The 19,719-nt window shown below is 66.2% G+C and carries 17 protein-coding genes; 8 read left to right on the forward strand and 9 right to left on the reverse strand.

Going from position 1 to position 19,719, the window contains the following annotated elements:
- Window positions 1–2 precede the first annotated feature (2 nt).
- Together HY57_RS04220 and pssA are read left to right on the forward strand one after the other, a co-directional pair.
- Window positions 3–1,031, forward strand: coding sequence for a biotin/lipoyl-binding protein (locus HY57_RS04220; RefSeq protein WP_019463716.1), 1,029 nt, complete (start codon window positions 3–5; stop codon window positions 1,029–1,031).
- Window positions 1,032–1,156: 125 nt separating this feature from the next.
- Window positions 1,157–2,551: a CDP-diacylglycerol--serine O-phosphatidyltransferase gene (gene pssA, locus HY57_RS04225; protein ID WP_026033673.1), complete on the forward strand. Its 1,395-nt coding sequence runs from the start codon at window positions 1,157–1,159 to the stop codon at window positions 2,549–2,551.
- A gap of 937 nt (window positions 2,552–3,488) precedes the next feature.
- Here pssA and HY57_RS04235 read toward each other — a convergent pair.
- Together HY57_RS04235 and HY57_RS04240 are read right to left on the reverse strand one after the other, a co-directional pair.
- Window positions 3,489–4,085, reverse strand: coding sequence for a GNAT family N-acetyltransferase (locus HY57_RS04235; protein WP_019463670.1), 597 nt, complete (start codon window positions 4,083–4,085; stop codon window positions 3,489–3,491).
- Between the two features lie 25 nt (window positions 4,086–4,110).
- The gene (locus tag HY57_RS04240; protein ID WP_019463671.1) at window positions 4,111–4,317 is read right to left on the reverse strand and encodes a YdcH family protein; all 207 of its coding nucleotides are present in this window, start codon (window positions 4,315–4,317) and stop codon (window positions 4,111–4,113) included.
- Window positions 4,318–4,415: 98 nt separating this feature from the next.
- On the opposite strand from HY57_RS04240, the gene ttcA reads away from it, so the two are divergent.
- From ttcA to HY57_RS04265, 5 genes are all read left to right on the forward strand, one after another.
- On the forward strand, window positions 4,416–5,279 hold the full coding sequence (gene ttcA, locus HY57_RS04245; protein WP_019463672.1) for a tRNA 2-thiocytidine(32) synthetase TtcA: 864 nt from the start codon (window positions 4,416–4,418) through the stop codon (window positions 5,277–5,279).
- 28 nt (window positions 5,280–5,307) lie between these two features.
- Entirely contained in the window at window positions 5,308–6,507 is a 1,200-nt protein-coding gene (locus HY57_RS04250; RefSeq protein ID WP_026033664.1) for an aromatic amino acid transaminase, read from the forward strand.
- Window positions 6,508–6,652: 145 nt separating this feature from the next.
- Window positions 6,653–7,570 carry a recombination-associated protein RdgC gene (locus tag HY57_RS04255; RefSeq protein ID WP_019463674.1) on the forward strand — a complete coding sequence of 306 codons (918 nt, stop codon included), beginning with the start codon at window positions 6,653–6,655 and terminating at the stop codon, window positions 7,568–7,570.
- Between the two features lie 138 nt (window positions 7,571–7,708).
- Entirely contained in the window at window positions 7,709–8,479 is a 771-nt protein-coding gene (locus HY57_RS04260; RefSeq protein WP_019463675.1) for a M48 family metallopeptidase, read from the forward strand.
- 179 nt (window positions 8,480–8,658) lie between these two features.
- A complete protein-coding gene (locus HY57_RS04265; protein ID WP_019463676.1) occupies window positions 8,659–9,237 on the forward strand; it encodes a methyltransferase family protein in 579 nt (192 codons plus the stop codon).
- 40 nt (window positions 9,238–9,277) lie between these two features.
- Here the strand turns inward: HY57_RS04265 and HY57_RS04270 are convergent, their stop codons facing one another.
- The 6 genes from HY57_RS04270 to HY57_RS04295 all read right to left on the reverse strand — a co-directional run bounded on the left by HY57_RS04270 (window position 9,278) and on the right by HY57_RS04295 (window position 18,004).
- The gene (locus HY57_RS04270) at window positions 9,278–10,282 is read right to left on the reverse strand and encodes an alpha/beta fold hydrolase (protein WP_019463677.1); all 1,005 of its coding nucleotides are present in this window, start codon (window positions 10,280–10,282) and stop codon (window positions 9,278–9,280) included.
- A 75-nt stretch (window positions 10,283–10,357) separates the two neighbouring features.
- The gene (locus HY57_RS04275; protein ID WP_019463678.1) at window positions 10,358–12,214 is read right to left on the reverse strand and encodes a M1 family metallopeptidase; all 1,857 of its coding nucleotides are present in this window, start codon (window positions 12,212–12,214) and stop codon (window positions 10,358–10,360) included.
- A 323-nt stretch (window positions 12,215–12,537) separates the two neighbouring features.
- Window positions 12,538–12,855, reverse strand: coding sequence for an EF-hand domain-containing protein (locus HY57_RS04280; RefSeq protein WP_019464312.1), 318 nt, complete (start codon window positions 12,853–12,855; stop codon window positions 12,538–12,540).
- Between the two features lie 185 nt (window positions 12,856–13,040).
- The gene (gene acpA, locus HY57_RS04285; protein ID WP_019464311.1) at window positions 13,041–14,735 is read right to left on the reverse strand and encodes an acid phosphatase; all 1,695 of its coding nucleotides are present in this window, start codon (window positions 14,733–14,735) and stop codon (window positions 13,041–13,043) included.
- Window positions 14,732–16,297, reverse strand: coding sequence for a S10 family peptidase (locus HY57_RS04290; RefSeq protein ID WP_019464310.1), 1,566 nt, complete (start codon window positions 16,295–16,297; stop codon window positions 14,732–14,734). Before HY57_RS04290 ends, acpA begins: the two co-directional genes overlap by 4 nt.
- 165 nt (window positions 16,298–16,462) lie before the next feature.
- Entirely contained in the window at window positions 16,463–18,004 is a 1,542-nt protein-coding gene (locus HY57_RS04295) for a S10 family peptidase (protein WP_019464309.1), read from the reverse strand.
- Window positions 18,005–18,155: 151 nt separating this feature from the next.
- Between HY57_RS04295 and HY57_RS04300 the strand changes: the two genes are divergently transcribed.
- Window positions 18,156–18,875 carry a DUF6624 domain-containing protein gene (locus HY57_RS04300; protein ID WP_019464308.1) on the forward strand — a complete coding sequence of 240 codons (720 nt, stop codon included), beginning with the start codon at window positions 18,156–18,158 and terminating at the stop codon, window positions 18,873–18,875.
- 58 nt (window positions 18,876–18,933) lie between these two features.
- Here the strand turns inward: HY57_RS04300 and HY57_RS04305 are convergent, their stop codons facing one another.
- On the reverse strand, window positions 18,934–19,677 hold the full coding sequence (locus tag HY57_RS04305; RefSeq protein ID WP_019464307.1) for a DUF2968 domain-containing protein: 744 nt from the start codon (window positions 19,675–19,677) through the stop codon (window positions 18,934–18,936).
- Window positions 19,678–19,719 lie beyond the last annotated feature (42 nt).

Consider the following 19,719-nt stretch of genomic DNA (forward strand, 5'->3'; position numbering starts at 1 on the left):
CTATGAAATTTCAGCCCCAAGCCCTGCTCCGATTTGCCATCACCGCGGTCGTCGTGATCGTCGCGTTGGTGCTATGCCATCTCCTGTGGCGGCACTACATGTATTCGCCGTGGACACGCGACGGCCGCGTGCGCGCGGAAGTGATACGCATCGCGCCCGACGTCTCTGGTCTGGTCACGCGCGTGCCGGTGATCGACAACGCCGAGGTGAAGAAGGGCGACGTGCTCTTCGAAATCGATCCGCAGCGTTACCAGATCGCGCTGGCGCAGGCCGATGCCAACCTCAACTCCGCCAAGGCCGCGGCACGTGCCGCCGGCGCCAACATCGACGCCGTGCTGGCCAGCGCCGCCGCGCGCAAAGCGGAGTACGACATGCGCCAGGAGCAGGCGCAGCGTCGCCAGGAGCTGGCCGACGTGGTGCCCAAGGAAGAGCGCACCGATGCCAAGTCCGCCGCCACGACCGCGCGCGCCATCTGGGAGCAGGCGCAGGCCAGCGGCCACCAGGCCAGCGCATCGCGCGAGCAGGCCGAGGCCGCCGTGGTGCAGGCGCAGGTCGCCGTCGATCGCGCCAAGCTGGATCTGGAGCGCACCGAGGTGCGTGCACCGGTGGACGGCTATGTGACCAACCTCGATGTGCGCGTGGGCGACTACGCCGCCACCGGCAGCCCGCGCCTGGCCCTGATCGACCGGCACAGCTACTACATCTACGGCTATTTCGAAGAAACCAAGCTGCCGCACCTGCGCATCGGTGACACGGTGGACATCCGCATGATGGCCGGCGGCGCGCGCCTGAAGGGACGCATCGTCGGCGTGGCGCGCGGCATCACCGACCGCGACAACCCGACCGGCCGCGACCTGCTGGCGGACGTCAATCCCACGTTCAACTGGGTGCGCCTGGCGCAGCGCGTGCCGGTACGCATCGAGATTGAAGAAGACAGCGTGCCGAAGGGCATGATCCTCGCGGCCGGCATGACCGCCAGTATCGACGTGAACCCGAGTCACGCGGCGGACGACGAACAGGCGTCGAAGTAACGCGTCGAACCCTGTGGGAGCCCACCCTGTGGGCGACAAGCCAACGGAGCGGAGACGCCGAAACGTTGCGGTCGCGCACAAGGTGCGCTCCTACCCGACAGGGTGGGTTGATACCATGGCGCCCCATGAATCGACCGCTACCCTCGCCACGCAGCCTTGCCCGCCGACTGCTTTCCCTGCGCCGGCGGCGCGGGCCGGATCTGTCCGCGCACGTGAATTTCGCCGTGCCGGCGGCGGCGATCACCACGCTGGCGGGGCCGGCGGCCTTTCGCGACACGCTGCTGACGCTGATCGCGCAGGCAGAACGGCGCATCGTGCTGGTCGCCTTGTACCTGCAGGATGACGATGCGGGTCGCGAAGTGCTTGAAGCCCTGCACGCGGCGCAGGCGGCGCGGCCGGAGCTCTGCATCGAGGTTTACGTGGACTGGCATCGCGCGCGTCGCGGCCTGATCGGCAAGGGCGGCAGCGAAGGCAATGCCGCCATGTACCGTCAGTATGCCGAGCGCCTGGGCGATGACGTGGTGATCCGCGGCGTGCCGGTGCAGACGCGCGAGCTGTTCGGCGTGCTGCACCTGAAGGGCTTCATCATCGACGACACGGTGCTCTACAGCGGCGCCAGCCTCAACGATGTGTACCTGGCGAAGCACGGCCGCTACCGCCTCGACCGCTACCACGTCATCCGCCACCAGCCGCTCGCGGACAGCATGGTGGCGTTCGTGCACCGGCAGTTTCGCGACAGCGACGCCGTGCCGCGGCTGGATCGCCAGCCGCAGCCGCGCGCACGCGAGCTGCAGGAGCCGATCCGCCGCCTGCGCCAGTCCCTGCAGCAGGCGAAGTACACCGGCGAGAGCGAAGTGCCCCGCCATGGCGATGTGATGGTGATCCCGCTGGCGGGCCTGGGCCGCGACGACAATGCGCTCAACGAAGCCCTGCTGGATCTACTGCGTGGCGCGCAGCGCCGCGTGATCCTGCTGACACCGTATTTCAACATGCCGCGCCCGGTGCGCGCGGTGGTCGGCCAGTTGCTGCGTCGCGGTTGCCAGCTGGACATCATGGTCGGCGACAAGACCGCCAACGATTTCTACATTCCGCCGGAACAGCCGTTCAACCGCATCGGCCTGCTGCCGTACCTGTACGAGGCCAACCTGCGCCGCTTCGCGCGCATCCACCAGCGCGCCATCGACAACGGCCAGCTCAACCTGTGGCTGTGGCGCGACGGCGACAACACCTACCACCTCAAGGGCCTGTTCGTGGACGAGGAGATTGCCGTGCTCACCGGCAACAACCTCAATCCACGCGCCTGGGCACTGGATCTGGAAAACGGCCTGCTGCTGCGTGACCAGTCGCGCCAGCTGATGGCACAGCACGAGGCGGAATGGCAGGCGCTACGCAGCCACGCCACCCGGCTTGAGCACTATCGCGACCTGCCGGGTGCGCGCAGCTATCCGCCGGAAGTGCGTAAGTTGTTGAAGCGCCTGCGGCGCGTGCGGTTGGACCGGCTTATTGGTCGGTTGCTCTGATCACAAAGCGACCGCAGAGCTTTTTTGTAGGAGCCCACTGGTGGGCGACAAGCTAACGGAGCGGTGACGGAGAGGCGCCGCAGTCGCGCACAGGGTGCGCTCCCACACGAGAGCGTGGCACCGCGATGATGCAGGCTTTTCTGTGGGAGCCCACCCTGTGGGCGACAGGCCGACGGAGCGGTGACGCCGAGGCGCCGCAGTCGCGCACAGGGTGCGCTCCCACAAGGGAGCGTGGCACCGCGATGATGCAGGCTTTTCTGTGGGAGCCCACCCTGTGGGCGACAGGCCAACAGAGCGGTGACTTCGAGGCGCACCGGTCGCGCACAAGTGCGCTCCTACAAGAGAGCTTGGCGTTTCGATGATGCGGATTTTCTGCAGGAGCCCACTGGTGGGCGACAGGCCGACGGAGCGGTGACGCCGAGGCGTCGCAGTCGCGCACAGGGTGCGCTCCCACAAGGGAGCGTGGCACCGCGATGATGCGGGCTTTTCTGTGGGAGCCCACCCTGTGGGCGACAAGCCAACAGAGCGGTGACTTCGAGGCGCCGCGGTCGCGCACAAGTGCGCTCCTACAAGAGAGCTTGGCGCTTCGATGATGGGGATTTTCTGTAGGAGCCCACTGGTGGGCGACAGGCCGACGGAGCGGTGACGGCGAGGCGCCGCAGTCGCGCACAGGGTGCGCTCCCACAAGGGAGCGTGGCACCGCGATGATGCGGGCTTTTCTGTGGGAGCCCACCCTGTGGGCGACAGGCAACGAAGCGGTGACTTCGAGGCGCACCGGTCGCGCACAAGTGCGCTCCTACAAGAGAGCTTGGCGCTTCGATGATGCGGATTTTCTGTAGGAGCCCACTGGTGGGCGACAAGCCGATGGAGCGGTGACGGCGAGGCGTTGCTGCCGCGCACAGGGTGCGCTCCCACAAGGGCTTCGTCCGGCTCGGGGTCAGCCGGCCAGGCGTTCCAGCCGCATCGCCAGCCAGCGCGCGACGTCCGGCCATTCGTTGTCGATCACACTGAAGCACACGGTGTGGCGAAGTGTGCCGTCAGGGCGTCGCTTGTGGTTGCGCAGCATGCCTTCGCGCACGGCGCCGAGGCGCTCGATGGCGCGCTGTGAATCGAGGTTGCGGTGGTCGGTGTGAAACTCCACCGCGACGCAGCCCAGTTGTTCGAAGGCATGCTGCAGCAGCAGGCGCTTGCACGCGGTGTTGAGGTGGCTCTTCTGCCAGCGCTTGGCGTACCAGGTGTAGCCAATGGCCACGCGACGCGGGTCGTTCACGGCATCGTAGAAGCGCGTGGTGCCGACGATGTCGCCGCTGCTCTTTTCGCGCACCGCGAAGGGCAGCATCAAACCGGCCTTCTGGCCATCCAGCGCCTTGGCGATGTACGCCGCCGCCTCGCCCGGTGCGGGCGCGCTGGTGAACCACAGATTCCACAGCTCGCCGTCCGCCGCCGCCGCTTCGAGGGCCGGGGCGTGGTCGGGCGTGAGGGGTTCGAGGGCGACGTAGGCGTCTTCCAGCAGGACAGGCGTCAGCGCGGACATCGGTGCTCCGGGGAGGGGCGGACGTTCAGGCGTCCAGGTCGGGGATCAGCTTGCTTTCCAGTCGCGCAATATGATCTTTCAGCAGCAGTTTGCGCTTCTTCATGCGGGTGAGCTGCAGCTCGTCGCGGCTGAACGACGCCGCCAGGTGTTCGATGGCCACGTCGAGGTCGCGGTGCTCGACGCGCAATTCGGCCAGCAGATGGGCGATCTCGGCTTGGTCCTGGACCTGCATGACGGCGGTTTGGCTGGGGAAACCCCGCCAGTGTACCTCCGCCGGACCCCGGCCGGTCAGGTCGGTACAATAGGGGGCCGTCCCGCCCCGAACGATCCATGTCCGCCCAGCCCGAAGCCACCCGCAAGCAGCACTACGAGGCCGCCAAGCTGGCCAAGCGCCTGCGTCACCAGGTGGGCCAGGCCATTGCTGACTTCAACATGGTCGAGGCAGGCGACAAGGTCATGGTGTGCCTGTCCGGCGGCAAGGATTCCTACACGCTGCTGGACATCCTGTTGTCGCTGCAGGCCAGGGCGCCGGTGCGCTTTGAGATCGTCGCGGTGAACCTGGACCAGAAGCAGCCGGGCTTTCCCGAGCATGTGCTGCCGGAATACCTGACCGCGCTGGGCGTGCCGTTTCACATCATCGAGCAGGACACCTACAGCACCGTCACCCGCGTCATCCCGGAAGGGAAGACCATGTGCAGCCTGTGCTCGCGCCTGCGGCGCGGCGCGCTGTACCACTGGGCGGCGGCCAACGGCGTCACCAAGATTGCGCTGGGCCACCATCGCGACGACATCCTGGGCACGTTCTTCCTGAACCTGTTCTACCAGGCCCAGCTCAAGGCCATGCCGCCCAAGCTGCGCTCGGACGATGGCCGCCACGTGGTGATCCGGCCGTTGGCCTACTGCAAGGAAAGCGATATCGCCGCCTACGCGGAGGAGCGCGCGTTCCCGATCATCCCCTGCAACCTCTGCGGTTCGCAGGAAAACCTGCAACGCAAGGCAGTTAAGCGCATGATGGAGGACTGGGAACAGACCCAGCCCGGCCGCGCCGAGAATATTTTCCGCGCGTTGGGCAGCGTGTCACCCTCTCAGCTCGCCGATCGCAACCTGTTCGACTTCGCGTCGCTAGGCGCACGCGAATGCACTCCCCGCGCCGATGCGCACCAGTGGCTTGCCGGCACGCCCGACGAGTCGTGAATCTTCAACCACTGAATTGAGTAACGCCGTGTCCCTCTTTGCATCCGTTGAAATGACCCCGGGCGATCCGATCCTGGGACTCACCGAGGCCTACCTGGCCGACAGCCGTCCGGGCAAGGTCAACCTGGGCGTGGGTATCTATTACGACGAGAAGGGCCGCATCCCGCTGATGCGCGCCGTGCACGAAGTGGAAAAGTCGCTGGCGCTGGAAGCCAAGCCGCGCGGCTACCTGCCCATCGATGGCATGCCGACCTACAACATCGCCACGCAGAAGCTGGTGTTCGGTGAAGACTCGCCGCTGCTGGCCGCCGGCCGCGTGGCCACCTCGCAGACCATCGGCGGCAGTGGCGCGCTGCGCATCGGCGCCGACCTGCTGAAGAAGGTGTTGCCCAAGGCCAAGGTCGCCATCAGCAACCCGAGCTGGGAAAACCACCGCGTGGTGTTCAGCGCCGCCGGCTTCGACGTGGTCGACTACGCCTACTACGACGCCGCCACGCATGGCCTGGATTTCGCCGGCATGCTGGCAGACCTCGGCAAGCTGGAGCCGGGCACCGTGGTGCTGCTGCACGCGTGCTGCCACAACCCGACCGGCGTGGACCTCAACGCCGAACAGTGGCAGCAGGTGGTGGACCTGGTGAAGGAGCGCGGCCTGATGCCGTTCGTCGACATGGCCTACCAGGGCTTCGACGAAGGCATCGACGCCGACGCCACCGCCGTGCGCCTGTTTGCTGCCTCCGGCATCGACGCCTTCGTGGTCGCCAACTCGTACTCCAAGTCGTTCTCGCTGTACGGCGAGCGCGTGGGCGCGCTGTCGGTGGTGGGCAAGGACCGCGACGAAGCGCTGCGCGTGCAGTCGCTGGTCAAGCGCACCATCCGCTCCAACTACTCCAGCCCGGCCACCCACGGCGGCGCCCTCGTCTCCGGCGTGCTCAACAGCCGCGAGCTGAAGGCCATGTGGGAGCAGGAGCTGGGCGAGATGCGCGAGCGCATCCACGCGATGCGCGCCGGCATGGTGGAGAAGCTGGCCGCCGCGGGCTCCCCGCAGTTCGGCTTCATCCAGCAGCAGGCCGGTATGTTCTCCTACTCGGGCCTCAGCAAGGCCCAGGTGGACCGCCTGCGCGAGGAATACGCCATCTACGCCATCGGCACCGGCCGCATCTGCGTCGCCGCGCTCAACCGCGCCAACCTGGATACGGTGGTGAATGCCGTGGCTGCGGTCAGCCGCTGATCTAGCCTCAACCCTACAGCTCGTCATCCCGGCGCAGGCCGGGATCCAGCGCCTCGGTGTTTGAAGATGCGAAACGGCATCTTCGAGATGCACGGCAACTGGATTCCGGCCTCCGCCGGAATGACGGCAAAAGCACGGATACCGAATGTTCTTCCGCAATCTCACGCTGTTCCGCTTTTCCCCCGCCGTTGCCGACGACCTGAACCGCCTCGATGAGGTGCTGGGCGAGTACCGCCTGCGCCCCTGCGGCCCCATGGAAATGGGCACCAAGGGTTTCGTGCCGCCGGTGGGCCGGGGCGAGGAAGCCGCGCTCACCCACGTCGTGCACGCCTGCACCATGGTTACCGTGGGCAGCGAGGACAAACTCCTTCCCGGCGCCGTGGTGAACGACGAACTTCACCGCCGTGTGCAGAAGATCGCCGAAGAAGAAGGCCGCAAGGTCGGCGGTCGCGAGCGCAAGCGCCTGAAGGAGGACGTGCTCAACGAGCTGGTGCCGCGTGCCTTCATCCGCAGCTCGCGCCAGCGTGCCTACGTGGACAAGAAGAACGGCTGGCTGGTGCTGGACACCTCCAGTCGCAAGTCCGCTGAGAACACGCTCACCCAGATGCGCGAGGCGCTGGGCAGCTTCCCGGCCGTGCCGCTGGCGCCGGAAGAGGGCCCGCGCGTGCTCATGACCGACTGGCTGGCCAACGGCAACCTGCCGGCCGGGCTGGCCTTCGGCGACGAGGTGGAGCTGCGCGACCCCGCCTCGGCCACCGGCGCCATCGCCAAGTGCCGCCGCCAGGACCTGGACGGCGAGGAAGTGAAGGAACACCTGCGCAACGGCAAACAGGTGTTCCAGCTCGGTCTCACCTTCGATGAGCGCATGAGCTTCGTGCTGGGCGAGGACCTGATCGTCCGCAAGCTCAAGTTCCTCGACGTGGTGGTCGACGAACTGGGCGACAGCCACCCGGACGCCGCCGCCGAGGCCGACGCCACCTTCGCCCTGCTCACGCTGGAGCTGGAGCGCCTGCTCGGCAAGCTGGAGGAGTGGTTCGGCCTGCCGCGTCCCGCCGAGGCCTGAGCCGTTCAGCCTGGGCCGCCCTGACCGTATGGTCCGGGCGGTCACAGGGCCGTCTTGCGAAGCCTGCATGCTCCCCCCACATTTCCTTTGGGACACTAGTCGGCCTGGACGCCACTCGTAGTCGTAGTAGGGCGGAACATGACGCAGCACCTCGAAGGCGATTGGCTTGAACTGGCCACCGCAAGCGGCAGCACTATCCGTGTGCTCAAGGCCGCGCATCCGCGCGCACGCCGCTTGCGCCTCACCGTGACGCCCAAGGGCGCGCGTGTGTCGTATCCGCACGGCACGCATCCCGCGCAGGTGAGCGCGTTCCTGCGCCATCACGCCGACTGGCTGGAGCGCAAGCTCGACGAGTTGCACCTCATCGTCAAACCCGTGCCGCCGCTGCGCTTCGGTACGCCCACGGAATTCCCGCTGCGTGGCGAAACCGTGCAGCTCGATTGGGCCGATGGCCCGTATCCGAAAGTCGAAGCGGGCGAGGGCACGCTCACGCTGGTGATACCCCGGCCGCACACGCGGGCGTTGCCCGTCGCACGCGGATTGCTCGCCTCATACCTCGAATCGCAGATCCGCCGCGACGTGGCACGTTGGCTCGCGGGCTACGTGCCGCAGCTAGGCCTCGCACCCACCGCGTTGCGCGTGCGCCCCATGAAAAGCCTGTGGGGCAGCCTGGACACGCGCGACCGCATCAACCTCGATCTCGCCCTCGCGCTCGCGCCGCCCAATGCGCTGCGCTACGTGCTCGCGCACGAACTCTGCCACCTCAAGGTGCGCAGCCACGCGCCGCGTTTCTGGCAGCAGGTGGAAGGCCTGTTCCCAGAGTGGCGTGAGCAGCGCGACTGGCTGCGGCTCAACGGGGCGTGGCTGAAGACCGAACTCGATCGTTTGATTGCCGACGTGGCGGACTGAGGGCCTTGGCCTTCGGCGCATCACTCTTGCCTGCGTGAGCATGGCTGCGCGGCAAGGTGCATGGCGACAACGGACGTCCACCGGCGGGGCGCACCAGCCCGGTCGGATGACAACTGCCACTTGTGACATCGTCCTGGCGGCAGGATTCTGTGCTCCGGACGATCACGTGGAGACGAGCCATGGAGTTGCCGATCGCGCAGGTCATTGAAGCATCGTGGATGCTGTTTCTCCTGTACTGGTTGTGGGGGTGGCGTCGCGTCAAGGACGCCAGTCGCAGCGAGCCCATCCTGCCGCGACTGCTCAAATATTGGCTGCCGCTGGCCGTGGCCGTGCTGTTGATCAGCCCCCGCGAGTGGCTTCATGGCACCTGGCTCGGCTCGCGCATGTATCCGGAAAGCGTCGCCATCGCTCTGCTGGGCGCCTTGCTCACCTTGCTGGGCGTCGTCTTTGCGTGTTGGGCGCGCCATGTGCTCGGACGCAACTGGAGCTCAGTGGTTCAGGTGAAGCAAGGCCACGAATTGATTCAGAGCGGTCCCTATCGCTGGGTGCGCCATCCCATCTACACCGGCATGCTGCTGGCGTTCGTGGGAACGGGCACGGCGATCGGAGAATGGCGTAGCGCGATAGCCGTGCTGATCGTGGCCACGTCGTTCTGGTTCAAGCTGCGGCTGGAGGAGCGTTGGATGCGCGAGAGCTTCGGCGCCACCTACGTGCAATACATGCAGCGCACGAAGGCTTTGATTCCCGGGCTGCTGTAGCGGAAGCGCCGGGTGGCGGCGAAGCCATCCGGCGACACGGTCAGTGCGACAGCGCAAACCCCGTGATGATGCGCGCCGTTTCCTCGGGCTTCTCCACATTCGGCATGTGGTTGCAGCCGGTCAGCATGCTGGTGCTGATCGCGCTGGCATTCTTCAGGCCGTTGCGCAGGCTGTCGAGTGCGGAGATGTCGATGATCTTGTCGTCATGGCACCACAGGCCGAGCACTGGCATCTGCAGCTGGTCGAGGCGGTTCTGCAGCGACAGGTACTGCGAGGGCTCGCGTAGTTCGTTGAAGGTGTGATCGATGAAAGCGCGGTCTTTCTGGTTGCGTGCGATCAGTACGTCCTGGAAGCGGCCGGGAAGGTCCAGCGGCTTGGCGAAGGCCCACGCGGTGGCCTTGGCGAACTGCTCGCGGTTGTCGAACACGAATGGGTTGGTGCCGGACTTGGCCAGGCGCGAGAAGTCGTTTTCATTGGCCTTCAGGCCGAACGAATCGATCAGCACGAGTTCGGCGACGTGCTCCGGGTGCTCGGCGGCGTAGGTGCCGGCGATGGCGCCGCCCATCGAGTGGCCGATCAGCACCAGCTTCGGAAGGTGCAGCGCTTCCATGAAGCCCTGCAGGCGCGAGACCTGCGCATCGATGTTGTAGCTGGCGCCATCGACACGGGTGGACTCGCCCCAGCCCGGCAGGTCCGGCGCGATCACGTGGAAATGCGGTGACAGCTGTTCCATCTGCTTCATCCACACTTCCTTGCTGGCGGCAAAGCCGTGCAGCATCAGCAGCGTGGGGCCTTCGCCACCCTCGTAGTAGACCCATGTGGTGTCGCCCACCTGCACGGAATGCTTGTCCACGTGCGCGGACATGGCCTCGCGCTTGATCTCGGCGCTCATCAGCCATTGCGGCGCAAACAGGTACGAGCCGCCCAGCACCACGGCGAGCACGAGGGCGACGAAGCCGAGGAACTTGAGCCGGCGCAGGGCGAGCCGCTGCCATAGCGGGCGCGTCGGGGCGGGCGTGACAGGCGTCGTTTTCTTGGTGGCCATGGGGAAACCGGTGATGGGGAGCGCAGCTATCGATGGCGGCGCGCGCCTCCTTTTGCAAGGAGGCGCGCGTCCGGCTTACTTCTTGTCGCCCTTCTTCGCCTTGGCGAACAGCGATTCCACCGCGTCCTGCGTCAGCGGGTGGTAGCCGTTCTTCGCCTTGGCGTAGACCTGCTCGGCGTAGGCGAGGCCATCCGGCGTCTTCACGAAGGCGCGGTACAGCGGCATGGTCAGGTACAGGCGGCCGATGCGTGTCATGTGCTCGGCGGCTGCCGGCCACACGTCCTTGTCGCCGGCAGCGATGGCGTGGCTGTACCAGCGCATGCCGATCTCCGCGTTCGGCGTGCCGGTGAGGTGCCAGGCGGCGTCGATCTGCTTGATCTTGTCCAGCGGCGTCACGTCCGGCAGGCCGTCGAGGAAGTACATCCACTCCTGCGTGTTCCAGCTCTTCGCGTCGAGCTTGTCGGCGGCGAGCGAGCCGGCGAGGAACGAGGCGCGTGCCTTGTCGATGGCGTTGAAGCGCGGCGAATCCGGCAGCGGCGCATCCTTCGGCACGCCCGGCTCGTACACCCACTGCTTCACTTCATCCCAGCTCATCTTGCCGGGGTTCTTGTCGAACAGATTGGCCTTCAGGTAATCCAGCATCTGTTCCGTGGTGATGCTCTGGAACGCGAAGTGCGCGAAGTAACCCTTCAGATACGCATCGAACGTCTCGCGACCAAAGCGCTGCTCCAGCGTGCGCAGGAACCAGCTGCCCTTGTCGTAAGGCACTTCGGAAATGGAATCGTCGGCGCCGATGCCGGGCTTCGGCGCGAGGCGCTGTGCGTTCTCCGGCATGTCCTTCAGGTTCTTCTGCAGGCCGCGCGCCGAGATCAGCGCTTCTTCGTCGGCCAGCGCCTTGCCGTAGACGGCTTCGGTGATGCGGCCCTGCACGTAGGTGGTGAAACCCTCATTGAGCCAGATGTCGCGCCACGCGGCGCTGGTCACCAGGTTGCCCGACCACGAGTGGGCCAGCTCATGCGAAATCACCGACACCAAGCTCTTGTCGCCCACCAGCAGGGTCGGCGTGGCGAAGGTCATGTTCGGGTTTTCCATGCCGCCGAACGGGAACGACGGCGGCAGCACCAGCAGGTCGTAGCGACCCCAGGCGTACGGGCCGTACAGTGCCTCGGCGGCCTTGATCAGCTTCTCGGTGTCCTCGAATTCCTTCGCGGCCTTGCCGACCACGCTGGGCTCCGCATAGACGGCCGAACGCGGGCCGGTTTCCTTCGCCGCGATATCGCCTGCCGCGATGGCCAGCAGGTAGGAGGAAATCGGATGCGGCTGGCTGAACGTGAAGTCGCCATCCAGCGGATGGTTGGCGTCGTTCAGTGCGCTCATCACCACGCGCACGTCCTTCGGTGCGCTGACGTGGGCGTCATAGGTGAAGCGGACAGCCGGCGAATCCTGCAGCGGCACCCACGAGCGCGCGTGGATGGATTCGGACTGCGAGAACATGAAGGGCAGCTTCTTGTCCGCCGTCTGCTCCGGCGTCAGCCACTGCAGGCCCGACGCGGTCGGCACCGTGGTGTAGACGATGCGCACCTGGGCCGGATGCTGCGGCGTGGCGATGGTGAGCTTGCTGCCCAGTTCCTTGTCGCGCGGCGCCAGTGCGTACTTCAGCGCGCTCGCCTTGCCCGCGGCGTCGATGCCTTCGACGCTGGCGATCTTCAGGTCGCGCGTATCCAGCACCAGCGACTGCGCCTTCGCATCCTTCCAGTCCAGCTTCAGCGTGGCCTGGCCATCGAGCTGCTTGTGCGGGAAGTCGACCTTCAGGTCCAGGTCCAGATGGGTCACACGGACCTGGTCGGGCTGGGCGTAGGAATGCGGGTCGGCGGCGAGGGCACTCAGCGGCAGCGCGAGCGCGCCGAAGGCGAGGAGGTGGAACGGGCGCATCGGGGGTACTCCAAAAGCAGGAGCGCCGAGTATGCCACTGGCGGGCGGGTGGACGCGGGTGTGGATGGTCACCCTGGGTAGGGCGGGCAGGCGGGCAGGCGAGCAACGCGGGCAAAGCCTCAGGCCAAGCTCGTCATCCCGGCGCAGGCCGGGATCCAGTTTCGTCGGTCCCCGATTCTCGCGATACGACAACCTGTCTGGTTGGCCACCGTAGGGCGATCACCGTAAACAGCGGCAACTGGATCCCGGCCTGCGTCGGGAAGACGGTGAGGGTTAGATATCTTGAGGGAGGAGCCGCGCTCCTCTCCCGAGCAGGCCTGCAATCAGTGCGTCGAAGCCGCCGGTGCCGGTGCTACCGGGCCGCCGTGCTCCAGCGACTGGATGTACTCGACCACATCCTGCTTGGACACCACACCGCGATGGTTCTTGTCGATCGCATCGAAATGGGCGCGGATGAACGGCACGGGGCCTTTCTCCGCCTCTTCCTTCGTCAACAGGCCGTCCTTGTTCTTGTCGGCGATGTCGAAGTTCTTCATGGCGTTCTTGGCCTGGTTGGCGATGGGGCCAAGGCCCGTCTGCGCATGGCTGGCGGTAACGGCGAAGGCGGCAAGGGCGGCGGCGATCAGCAGGGTGTTGCGCATGATTGAACTCTCTTCCTGAAAGGCGCGCGGAGTATGTCACCTGAGATGTGAGAGGTTCGTTCGGCCCATACCAACGCTGGCGTCCGCACTCACGATCCCTCTGGGAGCGCACCCTGTGCGCGACGGGCCTTCATCAAGGTAACGGCCGTCGCGCACAGGGTGCGCTCCCACAGGTGGGTGTTGGCTTACGCGCCCAGCTCCAGCGCGTTGGTAAGGTCGCCCGGGGGCGGCCCGCCCGCGGCGATCATGGCCTCCTCGCGCATGGTCAGGCCGGGCAGTTTGTCCAGCCCGAAACGGCGCGTGAGGAAGCGTGCGATGGACCCCGTGTCGTAGATGGTGTGGTCCACGTAGCCTTTCCTGGCCAGCGGCGACACGATGAGCGCGGGAATGCGCGAACCCGGTCCCCAGCGGTCGCCCTTGGGCGGCGCCACGTGATCCCACCAGCCGCCGTTCTCGTCGACGGTGATGATCACCAGCGTGTGCTTCCACGCCGGCGACTTCTGCAGGGCGTTCACGATGGTCATCACATGGCGATCGCCCGCATCCACGTCCGAGTAGCCGGCGTGCATGTTGAGGTCGCCCTGCGGCTTGTAGAAGCTCACGGAAGGCAGGCGGTTGGCCTTGATGTCCGCGAGGAAATGGTTGGTCTTCGCTGTCTCGCCGGTGCCGGCGTCGCGCAGGTGTTTCGCGCGCGCCTCGGTGCCGGGCGCGAAGCTCTTGAAGTAGTTCAGCGGCTGGTGATGGATCTGGAAATTGGGCCGCTGCGGAAACTGGTGCTCGTCGCCGTCGCCTTTGCCATCCAGCGCAAGCTGCCACGCGCCGGCGTACCACGCCCAGTCCACGTTCTTTTCCGACAGTGCGTCGCCGATGGTCTTGTGCACCTGCGGCGGCAGCGTATTGGGGCTGTCTTCCGAAGCCAGTGCCGGGTTCCTGCCGGACTGCGTGCTGGTCGGCTGGTACGGCGGCATCATCGTGTTCACCGCCCAGAAATCCGGCGTGAGCTGGCTGCGCGAGGCGAACTTGGGCTTGCCGGACATGGCGCTGTCCGGCGAATCCGCGGCGAGCTTGAGGCGCGGGTCGTCGGCCTTGCCGCTTTCGGTCACGGCGATGTTGAACTGCGCGGGGCTCTTGTCCGCGTCCGGATAGAACGGGGGGTGCGCGGCCACCAGATACTGGTGGTTGAGGAACGAGCCGCCAAACGCACCCATGAACCAGTTGTCGCACAGCGTGTACTGGCGCGCGAGCTGCCACAAGCGCAGGTTCGAGGCGCTGTCCTCGTAGTGGCCCATCACCATCGCGCCGGTGTCGCCCCAGGCGACGAAGCCATCGTTCCTGCCGCCGTTGATCTGGCGCTGGTTCTCGTAGAAGGCATGCACCAGGTCGCGCGTCACCACGCCATGCGGTAGCGGGTCGCCATCGCCCGTGCGCAGCGCCCACGGCGCGTTCGGCAGGCCGGTGAGGTGTTCCTCCATCACCTGGTAGGTGCGGTGTTGCACCGTCTGCTTGTGCGGCGCCAGACCGTGCCAGATCGGCGGCAGGGTCTGCAGCACCGAACCATCGCGGTCGCGCTGCAGGTAGTCCTCGGGCTTCAGTTCGCTGAGCGGCTTTTCAACGCCGGGGAAATTGGCGAACAGATTGTTGAAGCTGCGGTTCTCCAGGTAGATCACCACCACCTTCTGTACCTGCTTGCGCAAGGCATCGTCGATGGCCGTCGGCGCGGCGGGCGACGCACCGGGCTTGGCAGCGGCGATGGTTTCGGCACCACCCAACGCAAGCGCGGCACCGCCCAGCGCGATGCCGCCAAGCAGGCGGCGGCGCGCAGGGTCTACGGGTGGTTCTTCAGTGACATCGGGGGAATGCGGGGGCTGGCGTTGGCTCACGGTGCTGCATCGTCGTAGAAACGGGAGAGGTCCGCCTTGGTCTCCTGCAGCGACGCCTGGTCGAGGTAAATCATGTGACCAGAGGGGTAGAAACCGTAGGAGATGTTCTTGCGTTCGGCCGGTTCGAGCCCAAGGTGGGTGAGGTCGAATTCGGTCGCATAGAACGGCGTGGCGAGGTCATAGTACCCGTTTGCCGAGAACACTTTGAGATGCGGATTGCGCCGCATGGCGTCGCCAAGGTCGTCGCCGACATAGGTCGCCTGCAACCAGCCGCCGCTCTTCTTGCGCTTCCAGTCCCAGTTCTTGCCGATGGCGGCGTAGTTGTTGGGCAGGTAGGCGCGGTCGTCGGTGAACTTCAGTTCCGTCGCGGCATACTGGTTGAACGCCGCCACATAGGCGCCCGTGATGGCGTCGCTGGCGGTATCGCCGTCGGGCGTCTCGCCGGCGGCGTCGGGGTCGATACCCTGGAAACGGCCGTCCAGACGTCCCACCGTCAGCCGCTCGTTGCGCAGCAGCTCCTTGCGGAAGCGGCTGGGGCTCACACGCAGGTTCGCCTCCTTGATGTACTGCGGGGAGATACCGAGATAGCGGCTCATCTGGTTGGCCACGCGGTCGGCCTCCGCCGGATCGATGGCGTCGCCCTTGGCCAGTGCCAGCGTGTAGTCGCCCGAAGCAAAGCGGCGCACCTCGTCGAGGAAGCTTTTGATGTCCGCCGGCTTGTTCGACACCTTGTTGTGATACCAGGCAATGGCCGCTTCGGTCGGCAGGTTCACCACATAGCCATGGTCGATGCCCGGCGCCGCGACGGAGAAATCGAGAATCGACGACATCAGGATGACGCCGTTCAATTCCATGCCGCTCTCCTGCAACGACTTCACCAGCACGGCCGAGCGCGTGGTGCCGTAGCTTTCGCCGAACAGGAACTTCGGCGAGTTCCAGCGGTTGTTCACGCTGATGTAGCGGGTCACGAACTTGTTGAACGCCTCGGCATCCTGGTCCACGCCCCACACGTCCTTGCCCTCGGTCTTGCCGACCAGACGCGAATAACCCGTGCCCGGCGCATCGATGAAGACCAGGTCGCTCTTGTCCAGCAGGCTCTGCTCGTTCGGCACCCAGTGGTAAGGCGCGGGCGGAATCGGCTTGTCGCCGTCGTTGGCCACGCGCACCGGGCCGAACGAGCCCATGTGCAGCCACATCGACGAGGAGCCAGGGCCGCCGTTGTAGAAGAACGTTACCGGACGCTTGCTGTTCTTGCCGCCGTCCGCCGTGTAGGCGACGTAGAAGAAGCTCACCGTCGGCTTGCCCTTGTCGTCGCGGATGGTCAGGCGGCCTGCGGTGGCGGTGTAGCTGATAGTGCGGTTGCCCACGCGCACGCTGTGCTTGGTCACCGAAGCATGCTCGGGCGGTGCGGGCTGTTCGTTCTCGTCGGTCTTCTTGTCTTTGTCCTTGTCGCCTTGTTCGGACTTGGGCGCGTCCTTGGGCGAGTCGGCGGCGTGCAGCGGCAAGCTGCCCAGGGCGAGAAGGGTGGCGAGAGCGAGCGTGGCAAAGGGGAGTTGGCGCATGTGGGTGTGTCCTTGGAGCCGGTTCACGGACTTCGTGAGTATGTCTTCCTCACCGTCATCCCCGCGAAGGCGGGGATCCAGTGCCTTTGCAAAGGTGCGAGGAAGTCACTGGATTCCCGCCTTCGCGGGAATGACGATGTTGCGAGGTGGCGAGAGACTCCAGCGTCACGAACGCGTCGTGGCGTCGTAATAGCGCGCCAGATCGCCCTTGAGCTGCTGCAGCGCTTCCGTGTTGAGATAGATCATGTGCCCCGACGGGTAGTACAGAAAATGCACGTTGCCGCGGAGCGACGGCTCCAGGTTCATGTGCGAGATGTCGTACTCGGTGTTGAAGAACGGCGTGGCGAAGTCGTAGTAGCCGTTCACCGACAGCAGCTGCAGGTGCGGGTTGGTGCGCATCGCATGCGCCAGGTCGCCAGCCACGTAGGCGGTCTGCAGCGGGCGCTTGATGCCTGCCGCCTGGTGCTTCCAGTCCCACGCCTTGCCGATGTCGCCGAAGGTCGGCCGGTAGTCCAGGTCGCTGTGATAGTTGAGCTGGTTGCTCACGTACTCGTGGAACGCGGTGACGAAGGCGCCGCTGATGCCCGTATCCGACGCATCGTAGTCGGGCACTTCGCCCGCGGAGTCCTCGTCCACGCCTTCAAACCGCGCGTCGTAGCGGCCGATGGTGCGGCGTTCGTTGCGCAGCAGCTCCTTGCGGAAGCGCGAGGGATCCACGCGCAGGTTCGTTTCCTTGACGTAGTCGACCGTGAGTCCGGTGTAGGCAGCGAGCTGGCGCGCCACCGCATCGGCTTCCGCCGGTGGCACGTCCTGTCCCTTGGCCAGCGCGGTGGCGTAGGGGCCGCGTGCGAACGCGCGTACCTGGTCGAGGTAGGCCGTCAGGTCGGCCGGCTTGTTGGCGAGCTTGTTGTGATACCACGCGGCGGCGGCGTAGCTGGGCACGTAGCCGATGAACATCTCGTCGTAGCCCGGCATGCGCATGCCGTAGTTGAGGATGGACGACATGATGATCACGCCGTTGAACGACATGCCCTTGTCCTGCAGCGCGTCCACCAGTGCGCCCGAACGCGTGGTGCCGTAGCTCTCGCCATAGAGGAACTTCGGCGAGTTCCAGCGGTTGTTGAGGGTCACGTAGCGCTGGATGGCGCGCGTGAAGGCCGATACATCCTGGTCCACACCCCAGAAATCCTTGCCCTCGGCCTTGCCGAGCGGACGCGAGTAACCCGTGCCGATGGCGTCGATGAACACCAGGTCGGTCTTGTCCAGCAGGCTGTCGCTGTTGGGCACCAGCTTGTACGGCGCGGGCGCGGTGGCGGCCGGACTATCGGTGGCAATGCGCACCGGGCCGAACGAACCCATGTGCAGCCACATGGAGGAGGAACCCGGCCCGCCGTTGTAGAGAAAGGTCACCGGGCGCTTTTCCGGCTTGCCGTTGTCCACCGTGTAGGCGACGTAGAACACGCTGGCCTGCGGCTCGCCCTTGTCGTCGCGGATGATCACCGTGCCGGCCGTGGCGGTGTAGGCCACCGAGCGACCGTTGATCGTCACGCTGTGCTTGCTGCGCACCGCCGTCTCGGTGCTGGGGGCCTGGCCGTCTTCCTCCTTGCTGGCGGCTTTTTTGTCGGTCGGCGCATCCTTGGCCAAGGTGGTGGAAAACGGCGACAGCGCAAGGCTGCCGGCCATCAGCAGGGTCAGAAGGCGACGCATGGAACTCCCCAGGGACAGATCGGTGCAAGCCCCGAGTATGCGTATGACGGCCGCGTGACGACCGTGACAAAAGTACTGGATGGCTTGCTTTTGGCTGACGGGATGCCACCCCGTTAGGATCCCCTCGGGATGACACGCAGGGAGAGCGGGTATGTATCGACGGATCGTGACGGTGGTGCTGTTGGCGGTGGTCTTTTCCGGGCGGGGACAGGCTGACGCGGACGACGGTGCCCTGACGAAGGTGGCCGGTTCCTGCTCTGCCGCCGCTGCGTGGATCAAGGCGCACCGGGCGCCACCGCAGGCCCCCGGGAGTGGGGACCACCACGCTTTCTCCGAGCCGGCGTTGCGTGCCGAGCTGCATCGACGGGTGGACCGCGACCAGCAGGCGAGAGATGCCTGGGTCGCTGCCGGGCTTCGCGTGGACAGCCGGGAGGCCGAGGCCACCCGGCAGGTGGATGCGGCGAACACCGCGTGGTTCAAGGGCGTGTTCGTCCATGCCGGGTTTCCCACGCCCGCGCAGGTGGGCATGCAGGGCGTCACCGATGCGTGGCTGCTCGTGCAGCACGCGGACCAGGATCCCGCCTTTCAGTCCCTGGTGCTCGATGCGATGGAGCCGCGCGTGCACGACGGCTCCATCCGCCCGTCCGACTACGCCATGCTGGTGGACCGCGTGCGGCTCAGTCGGGGCAGGCCGCAGCTTTATGGTTCGCAGTTCGCGGGTGATGCGGCGAAGCCGGGCGAGATGCATGTGTCGCCGGTGGAAGATCCCGCGCATCTGGACGAACGCCGCGCAAGCATGGGGCTGATGCCGATGCACGACTACGAATGCGCCTTGCGTGCGACCTATGCGGTGAACCCGGCCCAGAAATGACATCGCCGCGATCCTTGCGGATCGCGGCGATCAGGTTCGGTGCCCGGGTGTTTATGAATCAGGGCGAGGAGGCAGGCGGCTGCTGCTGCGACGGCTGCGCGGTCGGCGCGGCCGTGGTGGCGGCCGGTGCGGGTGTGGGCAGCACCAGGGCCGGGTTCGCCTGCATCGCTTCCAGCGCGCGCACCTGCTGCTTCACCGCGTCGAGCTGCGCGTTGGTGTTGTGCAGATCACTGCTGAGCGACACGGCCTGCTGGCGTGCCTGCTCCTGTGCCTCGGCCACCTGGCGCGCCTGCTGCTGCTGGTTGTTCGCGTCCTGCTGCAGGCTGCGCAGCTTGGCTTCGTTCACCGCGATCATGTGCTCGGCGTACTTGTTGCCGGCATCCAGGCGGGCGGTATCGATCTCCACCTGGCCCAGCGTCTGCGTCTGCGTGACGAAGGTGCGGTAGAGGCCTTCGGCCTCGTCGAAGGAGTCCGTCTGCATGACGCGCCAGAACTCTTTGCCGTGGAACAGCACCACGTAATAGCCCAGCGTCTCCGGCCGGAACAGCAGGCTCGCGCCATAGGTGCTGTTGTAGGTCGTGCGCATCTCGGTGAGCTGGTGGTTGTCGATCAGCTGGCGCAGGCCCTCCACCGTGCCCAGCGGCACACGGGCCTGGGCCGATGCCGGGGCGACCGTGGCCTCGGGCATGGGGTTGTTGCTCGTCGCGGGGGAGCTGGCGCAGGCCGAGGTGGCCATGAGCACCATGGTGCCGATCACGAACAGCACACGCCGCGGGCTCGCGCTGCGAGTCAAAGCCTTCATCCCGTATTCCCCTCTGATCGTGGCCGGCCCCGGAGTGCGCTG

The organism is Dyella japonica A8 (genome assembly GCF_000725385.1).
Lineage (GTDB): Bacteria > Pseudomonadota > Gammaproteobacteria > Xanthomonadales > Rhodanobacteraceae > Dyella > Dyella japonica_C.